General features: G+C 68.9%; 16 protein-coding genes and 3 tRNA genes. 14 read left to right on the forward strand and 5 right to left on the reverse strand.

Features of this window, described 5'->3' with window-relative positions:
* The first annotated feature begins 21 nt into the window (after positions 1–21).
* From ABD331_RS24170 to ABD331_RS24180, 3 genes are all read left to right on the forward strand, one after another.
* A complete protein-coding gene (locus ABD331_RS24170) occupies positions 22–1,281 on the forward strand; it encodes an acyltransferase family protein (protein WP_344478676.1) in 1,260 nt (419 codons plus the stop codon).
* A gap of 54 nt (positions 1,282–1,335) precedes the next feature.
* Positions 1,336–1,833, forward strand: coding sequence for a GNAT family N-acetyltransferase (locus ABD331_RS24175; RefSeq protein ID WP_344478678.1), 498 nt, complete (start codon positions 1,336–1,338; stop codon positions 1,831–1,833).
* 69 nt (positions 1,834–1,902) lie between these two features.
* Entirely contained in the window at positions 1,903–4,401 is a 2,499-nt protein-coding gene (locus tag ABD331_RS24180; RefSeq protein ID WP_344478680.1) for a DEAD/DEAH box helicase, read from the forward strand.
* 130 nt (positions 4,402–4,531) lie between these two features.
* Here ABD331_RS24180 and ABD331_RS24185 read toward each other — a convergent pair whose 3' ends face one another.
* Positions 4,532–5,095: a hypothetical protein gene (locus tag ABD331_RS24185; protein ID WP_344478682.1), complete on the reverse strand. Its 564-nt coding sequence runs from the start codon at positions 5,093–5,095 to the stop codon at positions 4,532–4,534.
* A gap of 17 nt (positions 5,096–5,112) precedes the next feature.
* Between ABD331_RS24185 and ABD331_RS24190 the strand changes: the two genes are divergently transcribed.
* Complete coding sequence (locus ABD331_RS24190; protein WP_344478685.1) at positions 5,113–5,607, forward strand: DUF2087 domain-containing protein; 495 nt, start codon at positions 5,113–5,115, stop codon at positions 5,605–5,607.
* A 109-nt stretch (positions 5,608–5,716) separates the two neighbouring features.
* Here ABD331_RS24190 and ABD331_RS24195 read toward each other — a convergent pair whose 3' ends face one another.
* The gene (locus ABD331_RS24195; protein ID WP_344478687.1) at positions 5,717–6,628 is read right to left on the reverse strand and encodes a helix-turn-helix domain-containing protein; all 912 of its coding nucleotides are present in this window, start codon (positions 6,626–6,628) and stop codon (positions 5,717–5,719) included.
* Positions 6,629–6,669: 41 nt separating this feature from the next.
* On the opposite strand from ABD331_RS24195, the gene ABD331_RS24200 reads away from it, so the two are divergent.
* Positions 6,670–7,452: a phytanoyl-CoA dioxygenase family protein gene (locus ABD331_RS24200; protein ID WP_344478689.1), complete on the forward strand. Its 783-nt coding sequence runs from the start codon at positions 6,670–6,672 to the stop codon at positions 7,450–7,452.
* On the opposite strand, the gene dusB is transcribed toward ABD331_RS24200, so the two are convergent.
* Positions 7,453–8,565, reverse strand: a complete 1,113-nt coding sequence (dusB, locus tag ABD331_RS24205; protein WP_344478692.1) for a tRNA dihydrouridine synthase DusB — start codon at positions 8,563–8,565, stop codon at positions 7,453–7,455.
* Positions 8,566–8,646: 81 nt separating this feature from the next.
* On the opposite strand from dusB, the gene ABD331_RS24210 reads away from it, so the two are divergent.
* The 9 genes from ABD331_RS24210 (at position 8,647) to ABD331_RS24250 (ending at position 13,393) form a co-directional block, all read left to right on the forward strand.
* On the forward strand, positions 8,647–9,303 hold the full coding sequence (locus ABD331_RS24210; RefSeq protein ID WP_344478694.1) for an ACT domain-containing protein: 657 nt from the start codon (positions 8,647–8,649) through the stop codon (positions 9,301–9,303).
* Between the two features lie 42 nt (positions 9,304–9,345).
* Positions 9,346–9,417: transfer RNA gene (locus tag ABD331_RS24215), tRNA-Gly, on the forward strand.
* 17 nt (positions 9,418–9,434) lie between these two features.
* Positions 9,435–9,508: transfer RNA gene (locus ABD331_RS24220), tRNA-Cys, on the forward strand.
* 1 nt (position 9,509) lies between these two features.
* A tRNA-Val gene (locus ABD331_RS24225) sits at positions 9,510–9,584 on the forward strand.
* Positions 9,585–10,081: 497 nt separating this feature from the next.
* Complete coding sequence (locus ABD331_RS24230) at positions 10,082–10,600, forward strand: DUF6879 family protein (RefSeq protein WP_344478695.1); 519 nt, start codon at positions 10,082–10,084, stop codon at positions 10,598–10,600.
* Positions 10,601–10,613: 13 nt separating this feature from the next.
* A complete protein-coding gene (locus tag ABD331_RS24235) occupies positions 10,614–11,471 on the forward strand; it encodes a helix-turn-helix domain-containing protein (RefSeq protein WP_344478696.1) in 858 nt (285 codons plus the stop codon).
* Positions 11,472–11,539: 68 nt separating this feature from the next.
* On the forward strand, positions 11,540–11,965 hold the full coding sequence (locus ABD331_RS24240; RefSeq protein WP_344478698.1) for a hypothetical protein: 426 nt from the start codon (positions 11,540–11,542) through the stop codon (positions 11,963–11,965).
* 199 nt (positions 11,966–12,164) lie between these two features.
* Complete coding sequence (locus ABD331_RS24245) at positions 12,165–12,611, forward strand: glycine-rich domain-containing protein (RefSeq protein ID WP_344478700.1); 447 nt, start codon at positions 12,165–12,167, stop codon at positions 12,609–12,611.
* 8 nt (positions 12,612–12,619) lie between these two features.
* Complete coding sequence (locus tag ABD331_RS24250) at positions 12,620–13,393, forward strand: phosphotransferase (protein ID WP_344478702.1); 774 nt, start codon at positions 12,620–12,622, stop codon at positions 13,391–13,393.
* Positions 13,394–13,525: 132 nt separating this feature from the next.
* On the opposite strand, the gene ABD331_RS24255 is transcribed toward ABD331_RS24250, so the two are convergent.
* Entirely contained in the window at positions 13,526–13,813 is a 288-nt protein-coding gene (locus tag ABD331_RS24255) for a hypothetical protein (RefSeq protein ID WP_344478705.1), read from the reverse strand.
* Positions 13,801–14,616, reverse strand: coding sequence for a hypothetical protein (locus ABD331_RS24260; protein WP_344478707.1), 816 nt, complete (start codon positions 14,614–14,616; stop codon positions 13,801–13,803). Before ABD331_RS24260 ends, ABD331_RS24255 begins: the two co-directional genes overlap by 13 nt.
* Positions 14,617–14,730 lie beyond the last annotated feature (114 nt).

A 14,730-nucleotide genomic window follows, 5' to 3' on the forward strand; every position in this document is an offset into this window, starting at 1 on the left:
CCCCTGAGATCGAGGCTCCCCATGACCGTCCTGCTGGACCGCCCTGCCGCCGCCGCGCCGGCCGCCCGACCGGCGGCCGCGCGTGACCCGTTCATCGACCTGCTGCGCGTGGTGGGCATGGCGCTCATCGTGTTCCAGCACTGGACGATCCCGGTGCTGGACTACGAGGACGGCCTGCTGACGACGGGCAACGCGCTGTCCACGCCGGGCGTGTGGGTGGTGACGTGGCTCAGCCAGGTGATGCCGCTGGTGTTCTTCGCGGGCGGCGCGGCCAACGCGATCAGCTTCGCCCGTTCGGCGGCGCCCGCGCCGTCGTGGCTGGCGGTGCGGCTGCGGCGGCTGGCCTGGCCGCTGCTGCCGCTGGCCGCGGTGTGGATCCCGCTGCCGCACGTGCTGCTGTCGCTGGGGGTGCCCGCGCAGCCGCTTGAGGTGGGGGCCAAGCTGACGGGCCAGTTGCTGTGGTTCCTGGCCGTGTACCTGATCGCCGTGACGGCCACTCCGTACGCGCTGCGCCTGCACGAGCGGTACGGCTGGCGCGTCCCGGCGGCGCTGACGGCCGGGGCGGTGCTGACGGACGTGGCCAGGTTCTCGACCGGCCTGGACGCCTTGGGCTACCTGAACGTGGTCTTCGTCTGGATGGCCGTGCACCAGCTCGGCTTCTTCTACGCCGAGGGCAGGCTGCGTGCGGCCTGGGCGCTGGCGCTCGGCGGGTTCGGCGCGGCGGCGCTGCTGGTGGCGTACGGCCCGTACCCGGGCAGCATGATCGGCCTGCCGGGCGCCGAGGTGTCCAACATGGCCCCGCCCACGCTGGCCATGCTGGCGGTCGGCCTGGGGCAGATCGGCCTGGCCGTGGCGCTGCGCCCGGTGCTGGTGCGGCTGCCCCTGCGCCGGCTGCTGGGCTGGGCGGGGCCGCGGATCATGACCATGTACCTGTGGCACATGCCGGCCCTGTTCGCGGTGACCGGGGTGGTCGTGGTGCTGCTGGGCGTGGACACGCCGCGGCCGGGCAGCGTCCTGTGGTTCGCGGGCTGGCCGGTCTGGTTCGGGCTGCTGTGCCTGGTCATGTGGCCGCTGCTGAAGGGGTTCGCCCGGTTCGAGACGCCGCCGTCGCTGCCGTACGGGGTGGCGGGCTGGGGCGGCATGCTCCTGGCGACCGGCCTGGTCGGCGGCGGGGTGCTGACGCTGACGGCCGGCGGGTTCGCGCCCGGGGGCGGGCCGTTCCTGGCGGTGCTGGCGCTGCTGGGCGGCCTGCTGATGACGGCGCCGCGCGCCCGCGTCTGACCGCGTGAACACCTGGAAACACCGCCGTCATCCTCTCGTGAGCAGAATGGCCGCATGACGAAAGTGCGCGCCCTGGCCGAAACCGACCTCCCTGTCATCGCCGGCATCTACGCCCACTACGTGACCACCACGGTGGCCACGTTCGACGAGACGCCGCTCACGCCGGACGACTGGCGCGTCAAGGCGGGCGGCATCACGGAGGCGGGGCTGCCGTTCCTGGTGGCGGAGGTGGACGGCGAGGTCGCCGGGTACGCCTACGTCGCCCAGTACCGGCCCAAGCCCGCCTACCGGCACACGCTGGAGGACACGATCTACCTGGCGCCGGGCCGGACGGGCAAGGGGCTGGGGCGGCTGCTGCTCGGCTCGCTGATCGACAGGGCCCGGGAGACGGAGGCGCGGCAGCTCGTCGCGGTGATCGCCGACTCCGGTGACCCGTCCTCGGCCCGGCTGCACGAGAGGTTCGGCTTCGCGCACGCGGGACGGCTGAGGTCGGTCGGCTTCAAGCACGGACGCTGGATCGACACCGCGCTGATGCAGCTCGACCTGCGCTGAACAAGGTCACCTTGACCGAGTTGGCCGCCCCGGGTTCGACCATCCGGCAAACTTCGGCAGGATAGGAGTGTGAGCCTACTCGTTGACCGCCTGCCCGAAGAGATCGACGCCGATCCCGACGCCATCTTCGACGCGTTCGTCGCCTGGAACGCCGAGCGGGGGCTCACCCTCTATCCCGCCCAGGAGGAGGCCCTCATCGAGGTGGTCTCCGGCAACAACCTGATCCTGGCCACGCCGACCGGGTCGGGCAAGTCGCTGGTGGCGGCGGGCGCGCACTTCGCGGCGCTGACCCGCGACGTGCGCACCTTCTACACGGCTCCGATCAAGGCGCTGGTGTCGGAGAAGTTCTTCGACCTGTGCGCCGTGTTCGGCACGGAGAACGTCGGCATGATGACGGGCGACGCCAGCGTCAACCCCGGCGCGCCGATCATCTGCTGCACGGCCGAGATCCTGGCGAACGTGGCGCTGCGCGACGGCGCGGCGGCCGACATCGGCCAGGTCGTGATGGACGAGTTCCACTTCTACGCCGAGCCCGACCGCGGCTGGGCGTGGCAGGTGCCGCTGCTGGAGCTGCCGAAGGTGCAGTTCATCCTCATGTCGGCGACGCTCGGCGACGTGTCGATGTTCAAGAACGACCTGACCAGGCGCACCGGCCGGGAGACGGCGGTGGTCAAGCACGCCGAGCGGCCGGTGCCGCTGGTGTACTCGTACCGGATGACGCCGCTGCACGAGACGCTGGAGGAGATGCTCTCCACCGGCCAGGCGCCGGTCTACGTCGTGCACTTCACGCAGGCGGCGGCGATGGAGCGGGCGCAGGCGCTGATGTCGATCAACATGGCGACCAAGGCCGAGAAGGAGGCCATCGCCACCATGATCGGCGGGTTCCGGTTCACCACGCGGTTCGGGCGGGCGCTGTCGCGGCTGGTGCGCCACGGCATCGGCGTGCACCACGCCGGCATGCTGCCGAAGTACCGCCGCCTGGTGGAGCGGCTGGCCCAGGCGGGCCTGCTGAAGGTCATCTGCGGCACCGACACACTGGGCGTCGGCGTCAACGTGCCGATCCGCACGGTGCTGTTCACGGCGCTGTCGAAGTACGACGGCAACAAGGTGCGGCGGCTGCGGGCCCGCGAGTTCCACCAGATCGCCGGCCGGGCGGGCCGCGCGGGCTTCGACACCATCGGCTACGTCGCCTGCCAGGCCCCCGAGCACGACATCGAGAACGCCAAGGCCCTCGCGAAGATCGGCGACGACCCCAAGCGGCGGCGCGGCTACGCCCGCAAGAAGCCGCCGGAGGGCTTCGTCGGCTGGAGCGAGGACACCTTCGTCAAGCTCCAGGAGGCCGAGCCCGAGCCGCTCAACTCGCGCTTCAAGGTCAGCAACGCCATGCTGCTCGCGGTGATCAACCGTCCTGGCGACTGCTTCCAGGCGATGAAGCACCTGCTGACCGACAACCACGAGGACCGCAAGTGGCAGCGCCGGCACATCAGCCAGGCCATCGCCATCTACCGGTCGCTGCTGGCGGGCGGCATCGTCGAGCAGTTCCGCGAGCCCGACGAGCAGGGCCGCCGCGCCCGGCTGACGATCGAGCTGCAGGAGGACTTCGCGCTGAACCAGGCGCTGTCCACGTTCGCGCTGGCCGCCTTCGACCTGCTCGACCGCGAGTCGCCGTCGTACGCGCTCGACATGGTCTCGATCGTGGAGTCCATCCTCGACGACCCCCGCCAGATCCTGTCGGCGCAGCTCAAGAAGGCCAGGGGCGAGGCCGTCGCACAGATGAAGGCCGACGGCGTCGAGTACGAGGAGCGCATGGAGCAGCTCGCCGAGGTCATGTACCCGATGCCGCTGGAGGACCTGCTGCTGGGCGCGTACGAGACGTACCGGCGCGGCCACCCGTGGGTGGGCGACTACACGGTCAGCCCGAAGGCCGTGGTGCGCGACCTGTACGAGCGGGCGATGACGTTCAGCGACTACATCCAGTTCTACGAGCTGGCCCGCTCCGAGGGCACAGTGCTGCGTTACCTGGCCGACGCCTACCGCACGCTGTCGCGCACGGTGCCCGAGCATCTCAAGACCGACGACCTGGTCGACCTCATCGAGTGGCTCGGCGAGCTGGTGCGGCAGGTCGACTCCTCGCTGATCGACGAGTGGGAGAAGCTCACCAACCCGGAGGCGGCGCTGGAGCAGCAGGAGCAGCTCGACGTCAAGGTGCGCCCTGTCACGGCCAACGTGCGGGCCTTCCGCGTGCTGGTGCGCAACGCGATGTTCCGGCTGGTCGAGCTGTGCGCGATCGAGAAGGAGGACGAGCTGGAGGAGCTCGCCCCCGACGTCGACTGGGGCGCGGCGCTCGACGCGTACTACGCCGACCACGAGGAGATCTTCACCGACGCCGACGCGCGCGGCCCCGCGCTGCTGCGCATCGAGGAGGAGAGCGGTCTGTGGCGGGTGCGGCAGACGATCAAGGATCCGGCCGGCGACGGTGACTGGGGCATCGACGCCCAGGTCGATCTGGCCGCCTCCGACGAGGAGGGCCGCGCCGTCCTGCACGTGCAGGGTCTCAATCGGCTGTAGAAAAGCGACAAGCCTTGTGCCGGAACGGACTGGCAAGGGCGCCCCGGCACAGGCCTGTCGATTCAGTTTCCTGCGGGAAACGTCGGAGTCGTGTCATGACAATGTCCCAAGATCGAGACATTCCTTGCGATCAGCAGTCGGCGAGGGTGCAAATCTTGGCGAGCATGCGCTTGGTGTCGCTGGTCTGCCGCTTGAAGTCGGCCTTGGCAGGCTTCCCCCACTCCCCCGCGACGGTGTAGAGGATCAGCGCGTTCGCGCGGCGGGTCACGATCGCCCGCTCGCCGCCGACGGCCGGTTTCCTGCCCTGGTACGCCTGCCCGGTCACCATCAGCCCCTTGTCCCCGAGGGCGACGGCGGCGGCCGAGTAGCGGTAGGCGGCGCTGCCGCAGGCGCGCACGGCGGCCTCCAGGTCGCGCAGCGCCTTCGCCGCCGCCGCCGGCGTCGCGTAGAGCACGACCTGCTCCGACTTGGAGTAGTCCGGCACGGCCGTGTACGTGAGCGTCCTGGCCTGCGTGCGCCCGGTCCGGCCGAGTGCGGCCTTCTGGCACGGGTTGACGACCAGCGGGGCGGTTCGCCTGCCGGTGGCCGTCCAGCTCGTCTCGGGGTTGTCGTCCTTCTTGGCGGCTTCCTTCTCGTACAGCAGGAAGTTGTTCGGGATGGCGACCGTGGCCGCCAGCATCAGTGCTGCGATCATGGGTCAAAATGGTATGAGTGAACGACGAAGAGATCAGACGCGTCCTGGGTCTGCTCTACCAGGACGACACGTTGAAGACCTTCGCCTCCCTCGTGCTCGGCGCCACCGGCGGCCTGTCGCCCAAGGCGCTGCGGAAGCTGGAGAACGGTGGTCTGGCCGCCCGTGACGAGAGCGGCGCCTGGCACGCCACGCCGGAGCGCTTCCGCGACCTGCTGCGGGCGCACGCCGAGCCGGCGCAGCCGCTCAGCCCGGAGGAGCGGGTGCTGCGCACGTTCCTGGTGGACGGGCGGCTGACGACGACGGCGATGCGGCGCGACAAGCGCCTCGTCGTGCTGCGCCACATCTCGCGGGTCTTCGAGCCCGGCGTGCGTTATCCGGAGAAGGACGTGAACGTGGCGCTGCGGGCCTTCCACGACGACTACGCGGCGCTGCGCCGCTACCTGGTGGACGAGGACCTGCTGTCGCGCGAGGGCAACGTCTACTGGCGCAGCGGCGGGCCCGTCGAGCTGTAGCGCGGCCCTGAGGCGGCTCCGGCGCGGCTGTGAGGCGGCTTGCTCGTCCAGACGTCGAGCTTGGCCTGCCACCGCTCCGGCGTCTCCGGCCGTCCCGGCACGCCGGGCCTCACTCGATGACCTGTTCCCCTCTCAGACGGGCGCGGTAGTCGCGGGGCGGCAGGCCGTACTCCTTCCTGAAGGCCCGGCTGAAGTGGAACGGGCTGACGAAGCCGGACGCCGCCGCCACCTGCCCGACGTCCAGATCCGTCACCTCCAGCAGGCTCGCCGCGTGCCGCACCCGCGCCCCGCGCACGACCTGCATCGGCGTCCGCCCTGTCACCTGGGCGAACAGGTGGGCGAAGCGGGACGGCGAGAGCGCGACCGCGCGGGCCAGCGAGGCCACCGAGTGCGGCGCACCCGGCTCCGCCGCGATGATCGCCAGGGCCCTGCGCACCCGCTCGTCGCCCTCCTCGCCCCTGCCCTCGGGCCGGGCGCTCGCCGTGGCCAGCACCAGCGCCTCCTCCACGGCGCCGAGCACCAGCTCCCGCGCCGCCCCGCCTGACACGACCGCCGGAGCCCGTACGCCGCCGGGCCCACCGGGGACGGGGCCACCGGGGACGGGCATGTCGGGCGTCCAGCGGGCGTCCTGCAACGCCCGTACGAACGCCAGCCCGATGCGCTCACGCACCGCCTCCCGCACCGCCGCCACCAGATGGCACCCACCGCCCACGGCGTGCGGCCCCAGCCACGCCGTCCAGGCGGCGCGCGGCTGGAAGTGCACCCACCAGAACCGCCACCGCCGCGCCCCCGGCGACACCCGGTAGTGCTGCGCCACCCCCGACCCCAGCACCGCCAGGTCCCCCGCCCCCACCCGGAACGCCGCCCCGCCCTGCTCGACGAGCCCCTCGCCCGCCTCGGTCCACAACAACAACCAGCTCGGCGAACCCCCGGAACGCCGCGTGGCGTACCCGGCCGCCTTGTCGTAGTGGCCCACGATCATCAGCTCGGCAGCAGGAACAGACAGGTCCTCAGCGGTCACAGGCATACCGTCGCACGACCGCGCTGCTTAGCGTGAGAGGCATGAGGCTCAACGACTTCCACGATCAGGGGTACGTGCTGGTGCCCGGTCTCCTCGCGGACGAAGAGGTGGCCGAGCTGCGCGACGAGTTCATGGCCCTGCACGCCCGGGGCCCGATCCCGGGTCACTTCGCGCCGCAGCCGCAGGCGCCGGGGCAGCCGTACGACATCCTGCGCGACTACCCCCGGATCATGCACCCCCACCAGGTCAACGACGTGGCCCTGCGCTTCCTGCTCGACCGGCGCATCGGCGCGATACTGCGCGACCTCCTGGGCGAGGAGCCGATAGCAGCCCAGAGCATGTTCTACTTCAAGCCGCCCGGCGCCAGGGGCCAGGCGCTGCACCAGGACAACTTCTACCTCCGCGTCGAGCCGGGCACCTGCGTGGCCGCCTGGGTGGCGCTCGACCGGGTGGACCGCGCCAACGGCGGCCTGGAGGTGGTGCCCGGCACCCACCTCATGGACCTGTTCTGCCCGGAGGAGGCCGACGAGGGCGTCTCGTTCACCCGCGAGTACGTGCCGCCGCCGCCCGGCCTGGAGAAGGTCCCCGTGGACATGAACCCGGGGGACGTGCTCTTCTTCAACGGCAGCCTCGTGCACGGCTCGGAGCCGAACAGCACGGGCGACCGCTTCCGCCGCAGCTTCATCTGCCACTACGTGGGCCGCTCGGCGGAGCGGATCGCGGAGTACTACCCGACGCTCACCATGTCGGGCGAGCCCGTGCGGCTCGAGGCGTCAGTGGGCGGCGGCCCCTGCGGCACGGAGGTCGCGGCCGGCCCCCACTGATCAACCGCCGGAGATGTCCGACTCGGCGTCCCCGTCCGGCACGGGGCAGTCCCAGGGATCGTCCAGCCAGCCGTCAGGCAGCAGCACCTTGGCCCGCTCCCCCGACTTGCCCCGTGGCGTGTCCGTGTTCGGCGGCCACGGCTGGTCGTGCTCCAGCCTGGCGAGCCCGGCCCGCAGCCCGTCGAGCGACTCGGCCGTGGCCAGCTCCCGCCGCAGCTCGCTGCCGACCGTGAACCCCTTCAGATACCAGCCGACGTGCTTGCGGAAGTCGGCCAGCGCGTACCGCTCGATGTCGAAGCACCCGGTCAGCCCCTCGGCGTGCCTGGCCATCACCCCGGCGACCTCGCCGAGGGTCGGCCGGGCCCGCTCGGGGCTGCCGTCGAAGGCGTTCTGCAGGTCCTTGAACAGCCACGGCCGCCCCAGGCAGCCGCGCCCGACCACCACGCCGTCGCAGCCGGTGCGCGCCACCATCCGCAGGGCGTCGTCGGCGCACCAGATGTCGCCGTTGCCCAGCACGGGGATCTCCGGCACGGCCTCCTTCAGCCGGGCGATGGCCTCCCAGTCGGCGACGCCGCCGTAGTGCTGCTTGGCGGTGCGGGCGTGCAGCGCGATCGCGGCGACGCCCTCCTCGACGGCGATCCGGCCGGCGTCGAGGTAGGTCAGGTGGTCGTCGTCGATGCCCTTGCGCATCTTCATCGTCACGGGCAGCGGGCCCGCGTTCGCGACCGCCTCGCGCAGGATGCGGCGCAGCAGGTTCCGCTTGTACGGCAGCGCCGACCCGCCACCGCGCCTGGTCACCTTGGGGACGGGGCAGCCGAAGTTGAGATCGACGTGATCGGCGAGGTCCTCCTCGGCGATCATCCGGACGGCGCGGCCCACGACCGCGGGGTCCACCCCGTAGAGCTGGATGCTCCTGGGCTTCTCCGACTCGTCGAACCTGATCATGCGCATCGTCTTGGGGTTGCGCTCGACAAGGGCCCTGGTCGTGATCATCTCGCACACGAACAGCCCGGCGCCCTGCTCGCGGCAGAGCACCCGGAACGGCGCGTTCGTGATGCCCGCCATCGGCGCGAGCACCACGGGCGGCCACACCTCAATCGGCCCAATCTTCACTCCAACAGTTGTAGCGCAGGTCAAGCCGCAACCGGTATTCGCGGATAGTCTGTGATCGGCATCTTCGGTTGAGGGGGATGGATGCTTCTTCGAGTGCGTGTGGCGCTGCCCGACAGGCCGGGCTCCCTGGCGCAGGTCACCAAGGTCCTGGGCGTGGCGGGCGCCGACATCACGCAGGTGACGGTGCTCGACCGGGGCGCCGGCCAGGCCGTCGACGACATCACCGTCTTCTGCCCCGACAGCACGCCCCGCCAGGCCCTGCTCAAGAGCCTGGAGAGCGTCGAGGGCGTGACGGTCGAGGGCATCTGGACCACCCGCGAGGCGCCGGGCACGTATCCGGAGCTGGAGATACTGAAGTACATCACCACGGCGGGCGACCGCGCGCTGACCACGCTCGTCGACTCGCTCCCTGTCCTGTTCAGCGCCGACTGGGCGGCCACCACCGCCGACCGCCGCCTCGTCTACGCGAGCTGGCGCGCCCCGCACGACCTGGCCATCCCGGACGAGGTCCCCGCCCGCCCCACCGCCCTGACGCGGGACGGCGGCCTGCACCTCATCCACGCCCCGCTCCCCCCGCTGGCCCTGTCCCTCCTGCTGGCCCGCTCGGAGGGCCCGGCCTTCCACCGCATCGAGGTCCACCGCCTGACGCGGATCCTGGAGATCTTCCTCAGCCTCCCCGCCACCGAACGCAGCGTGGCCCGCCAGCTCCGCAAGGAGGGCCGGCAGGCGCACGAGTAAGCATCCGGTCGAGAAACGCGCTATTGTTAACCAGGCAACAGCGCGGAAGTGGCTCAGTGGTAGAGCATCACCTTGCCAAGGTGAGGGTCGCGGGTTCGAATCCCGTCTTCCGCTCGGAGAGGGTTTGACTCGGTGGCGTGGCCGAGAGGCGAGGCAGCGGCCTGCAAAGCCGTCCACACGGGTTCAAATCCCGTCGCCACCTCCACGGACGATTAGCTCAGCGGGAGAGCGCTTCCCTGACACGGAAGAGGTCACTGGTTCAATCCCAGTATCGTCCACCAGACTCCATGGCAAGCCCGGTCTGACCTGGTGAAACAGGAGTTATAGCCCCAGCTCACGGCATATGCCGGAGTCTGGGGCTTCTTGTTGTTTGTGGTTGATCGCCGTACATGTCAGCACAGGTGCTGACTTCGCGCCGACCCTCCCACAGTCGCTAGATCCCCAGGTCAGATCGTTGTACCGGCGTCTTGACTCTGCGCATCCCTCGCGTGACTCTTGGGAGGCTCACGGCGTAGACCAGGAGGGCGAAAGCTCGTGCAATCCTACGGTGGTGGGGACGATCTCTCCGTTTGCTTCTACTGCAAGGATCCCGACTCCAACCAGGACAACGAGTGCGAGACGTTCTACCGGACGGACCGGGACTCGTGGGTGGTCCAGGTCAAAAGGCGCGGGCCTCAAGTAGGAGCACAGCTCGTCGGGCTCGGGGAAGATGAGACGTTCGGGGAACTCTCCGAGCGCACCGTGAACGCATTCGTCCGGAAGTATGTGAGGGAGCACTATGGAGTTGATCTCCCCCAAGGAACGGGCTGATCTGGTCAACAGCATCGGCCGGGAAGCACTCCACGTCGAGATGCGGGACAACTACGGCATCGACGCCCAGTTGTTTGCCAACTGGCAAACGGGTGACCGGGAGGAGGTCCCTCGCGTCCTCAAGCCGTGGTGCGACCGGGTCAGGGCCGGGGTCGCCGAAGGGAAGACGTACCGTCGTCTGTGCGTGGTGTCGGAGCCCCTGTCGGCCTACCAGCGGTGGTGCTTCGAGGCGACGAATGGCCTCAAGGTCGAGGCCGGGGAAGACCTGCGCTGGGTGCCGCGTCGGCTGACCTCGACGTTGAGCCTGCCAGGCAACGACTTCTGGATGCTCGACGGCGAGACGGTCGTGTTCAACGTCTTCGACGGAACGGACAAGCGCGCCGAGATCCAGCTCTACCGAGACCCCGCCGTCGTCAAGCATTGCGCTGACGCATTCTTGGCGCTGTGGGACCTGGCCGTCCCGCATCGCGACTACCGGCCCGCCTGACAGCGTCCCGCCCTTGTCCGAACAAGACCAGGTACAAGCCGCCCGTAAGGCGTTCGGGCAGAGGCTGCGCGGCCTGCGCCTGGACGCCAATCTCAACGGCCGTCAACTCTCAGCTCGATCCGGGATGCGCGACTCCAAGATTTCCCGGATCGAACTGGGGCGGCAGAATCCCACGGAAGACGACATCCGGGCTTGGTGCCGCGCATGCGATACAGAGGACCAAGTCCCTGAGCTGATAGCCGCGCACCGGCAGATCGATGAGATGTGGGAGGAGTACCGGCAAGCGATGCGTGCCGGGCTCAACCAGCAGAGCGAGCGCATCAAGCCGCTCTATGAACAGACCAAGTTGATACGCGCCTATGAGCCTCAGACCATTCCCGGCTTCCTTCAAAGGCCGGGCTACACGCGAGCCGTCATCGAAGACGTGTCCCGATTCCACGGACTGACCGACGACATAGATCAGGCCGTTGAGGGGCGGCTGAACCGCTTGCGCATCCTTGAGTCAGGCAAGTGCATGTTCTCATTGGTCATCGAGGCTGGGGCGCTCTACGCCCAGCGCGGCAGCGTCGCGGTGATGCTGGATCAGCTCGACTATGTCGAACGCGCTGCCGGCTTCGCGAACGTGGCCCTAGGTATCATCCCCCTCGGCCGACTCCGAACCATCTGGCCGGGAGAGGGGTTCTACGTGTATGACGAGTCGCTGGTTCGCAGTGAGCACTGGACCGGGGGTTACCGCACCAAGCGTCCCAGCGAGATTGAGACCTACCTGCGGATCTTCAAGTTGCTGCAGGCCCAAGCCGTCTACGGTCAGACGGCGCGAGCAGAGATAGACGCCGCACGGGGCTTGCTGCAATCTCGGGAAATCTCCTAGTCCTTGTTTCAGTCGGACTCCTACCGTCGAAGCACGTACCCGGATAGAGCCGCTTCACGGAGACCCCGATGACCGCACGTGCCGAGACATCCTCAGACGCCAGGACACCCGCCTCCTCCGACTACTGCCTCGCTGTCCGTCGGGTGGGCAGGACCACACAGGTCCAACTCTGCGACCTGACCTGCCCCGAACGCCTGGCTCTGATGAGCGCCAAGTACTGGTGCGACTGGAAGTATGAGGTCGGCCAGGGCCTGTTCAAGCCTGAACAGAACGGCGACCAGATGACCATCCCGATTCACGACCGGGCGGTGTGCAAGGCCGTTCAGCACGTCTTCACCTCCGCGTTGGCGTACGAGGTGTTCCAGAGGGCTGCGAAGGACGGGCGGTTCGACGGACTCCGGCCGGTGGAGGTTGGCCACAAATACGGCCCTTGGATCTGGGCCGGAGGGGTCATGGATGAGGCCCAGGTCAAGGCCCTGAACGAGGTCCCATGAGCTGGCTGGGGCCTCGCGCAGAGACAGCCCCGGCTGAGGTGTTTTTCGAGTCCGCCCCTTCGACCGGTCTGCGACTCGCCCTCAGCCGGGGTGTAGTTCCCCGGCACTTCCCCGCTGGGGTTGAGCCCTCCTGGCCGTCACGTCACGAAGCGGCGGTACGGCCAGGGCCTCGTAGGCGAACTGCGACGGAAGGCGGCGCATGAAGAACCCTCGCACCCTCATCACCACCGAACTCTTCGACAAGCTCGCTGGGCGTGTCGCCAAGGACGAGGGCATCGACCTGACCTTGGCTGAGCGCATCATGGAGCAGACGCTCGTGTTCCTGGTGGCCTGCGGCCAGAACTCCGGCGCGAAGCTCGCCCCCTCCAACGCCACCGATCCTGGATGGCACGCCTTCATCCTGCACACCAAGGCGTACGCGGACTTCTGCCAGCAGGTGGCCGGCCGATTCATCCACCACCTGCCGATCATGAACGAGGACATCCGTTCCGGCAACGCGCTGACTCGTACGCTGGACGCGCTGGGGCGTACCGGTTACAGGGTCGATCACGACCTTTGGCAGCGCACCCCCACGTGCATGAACACCTGCAACCACCCCTGCCACGACAGCGACGACGACAGCGGAGACGGAGACGACGAAAAGTGACCATGCCCGTGGCGAACATCGACTGGGACGGCTTGCCGTACGGCCTTCAGCGGGCTGTTCGGGAGCACACCGGCAGGGTGACCGGCTCGCGACCGGACAAGGGTCAGCGCTCGGACTTCAACGCGACCTTGGAAACTGCCTCCGGCCTGGTGTTCGCCAAGGGTGCATATCAGCCGCTGTTCGCTGCCTCCCTGCGCAACGAGGCGGCAACGGTGGCATGGGTGTCGCGCATCGCTCCTCGGCTGCTGTGGCGTATCGACGTCGAGGGCTGGGTGATGCTCGGCTTCGAGCACGTCAACGGTCGGCACGCGGACTACAGACCCGGCTCACCGGACCTGCCCTTGCTCGCCAACGCGGTCGCGCAGTTGAGCAAGGTACCGCTTCCCGATCACGTGTCGAAGGGAGTGGAACGACACTTCGGCGGCCTGGGCGCCATGGTCGGAAATCGCCTCCTGCACACCGACCTCCATCAGGAAAACGTGCTGATCTCCGGGGACCGCGCCGTCCTGGTGGACTGGGCGTGGGCCTGTAAGGGGGCCGCGTGGGTGGAGCCGGCTATGGCGGCATTCCGCCTGATGGTGGCTGGCCACTCCATCGACGAGGCCGAGGACTGGGGCCGTGGGCTTGCGACATGGCAGGACGGCACAGTTCTGGACAAGTTCGTGATCGCCAACTACCGCTCCTGGCGGCAGGCAGCCGATCATGATCCCCGTGACTGGAAGCTTCGTGCAGCTGACATGGCGCACCGGTGGTCCTTGCACAGAAACATGCCTCCGCGCTGAGGACCGTTCTGACCCAGCCTGGCCAAGAGCCTGGTACGTCACCTGTTTCACGTACCGGCCCGGATGTTGACGTACCGATCGGCCGGGCCGGGACAGAGGTTGAAGTCCAACCCCTGTCCCCACCTCCGCAGGTCAGACCGCGACGTCAGAAACCGTGACGGGCGTTGCGGCGTCCTTCGTGGCCTTGCTGCGCGAGCGGGAGGGCCGGGCGGGCCGCTTAGGGGCCGGGCGAGCCTGCTCGGCCATCGTCGCGGCAAGGATCTCGGTTCCGGCTGGGGTGGTCAGAGAGGCCCGCACAGCGGTCTCCGTGACGGCCGTCTCCGTGGCCGGTGTCTCGGCGACCGGCTCAGGCTCGGGTGTGGTGGCGTCGATGTCGTCCCACTCCTCTTCCGTCAAGTAGTACGACGTCAGCGCCCGCAACGCTGGGTCCACCGCTTGCCGACGAAGACGTTGCTGCACCTCTTCGAGGTCGAGCTGAGAGCGCCGTCCTCGGTCCTGGTGCACACGCCGTTGACGGTCTCCGTGCAGCGGTTGGTCTGCACGCACTGGCCGTTGATGGTCGAGGTGCAGTACTCCTCTTCTTCCTCTTCCTCTTCCTCCTCCTGCGCGGCGGCGGCGTCCTTGTAGCCGATCGCCGCGTCCACGGCGTCCCCGCCCTTCCTGCGCGCGCGGTACGGGTCCTCGTACGGCACCGTGAAGAAGGAGCCTTCCTCCGCCTTCTTCCCGATGGGCGGCACGTATCCGTCCATGCGGATGTAGTACCAGGCGTAGCCCTTCTCGCCGTGGTCGCAGTTGACGTCCGAGGCCCTGACGCGCGTGCGCTTCAGGGTGCACACCTCCACGTAGTCCACGTACTCGTCCTCGATCATCACGGCCCTGCCGAGGCCGCCCTTCGCGGGCGCGCGGTAGGTGATGCCGTCCGGCCGTTTGAACGAGCCCTTCTTCGCCTTCCTGCCCGTGGCGGGGACGTGCTCGTCCACCGGGAGGAAGTACCAGGCGTGACCCGGCTCCGCGTCGTCGCAGGGCCGGTTACTGACCCTGACCCGTGTCTTCTTGCGGGCGCAGATCTGGATGAACTCGTCGTCCCCATCGTCGTCGGCCATCTCCTGGGAGGGGCTGAAGTAGGGAGAGGGGACGTAGGTCGTGGGCACGGGTGCGGGCGGCGTGGCCGCGCATCCGGTGATCAGGACGGCGATCGCGGCCAGGAAGGCTAATCGGGACAAGGATTCCTCTTTAGCCTAGGGATCATCAGGCTGATCAACGATAGGGAGCGCAGTTGGGGTTCCAACAGGGAGGTGAAAGTTTCAGTTGCCGTTGACACTCCCTGCGTGAGCGCT

The sequence above is a fragment of the Nonomuraea monospora genome (assembly GCF_039531895.1).
GTDB classification, from domain to species: domain Bacteria; phylum Actinomycetota; class Actinomycetes; order Streptosporangiales; family Streptosporangiaceae; genus Nonomuraea; species Nonomuraea monospora.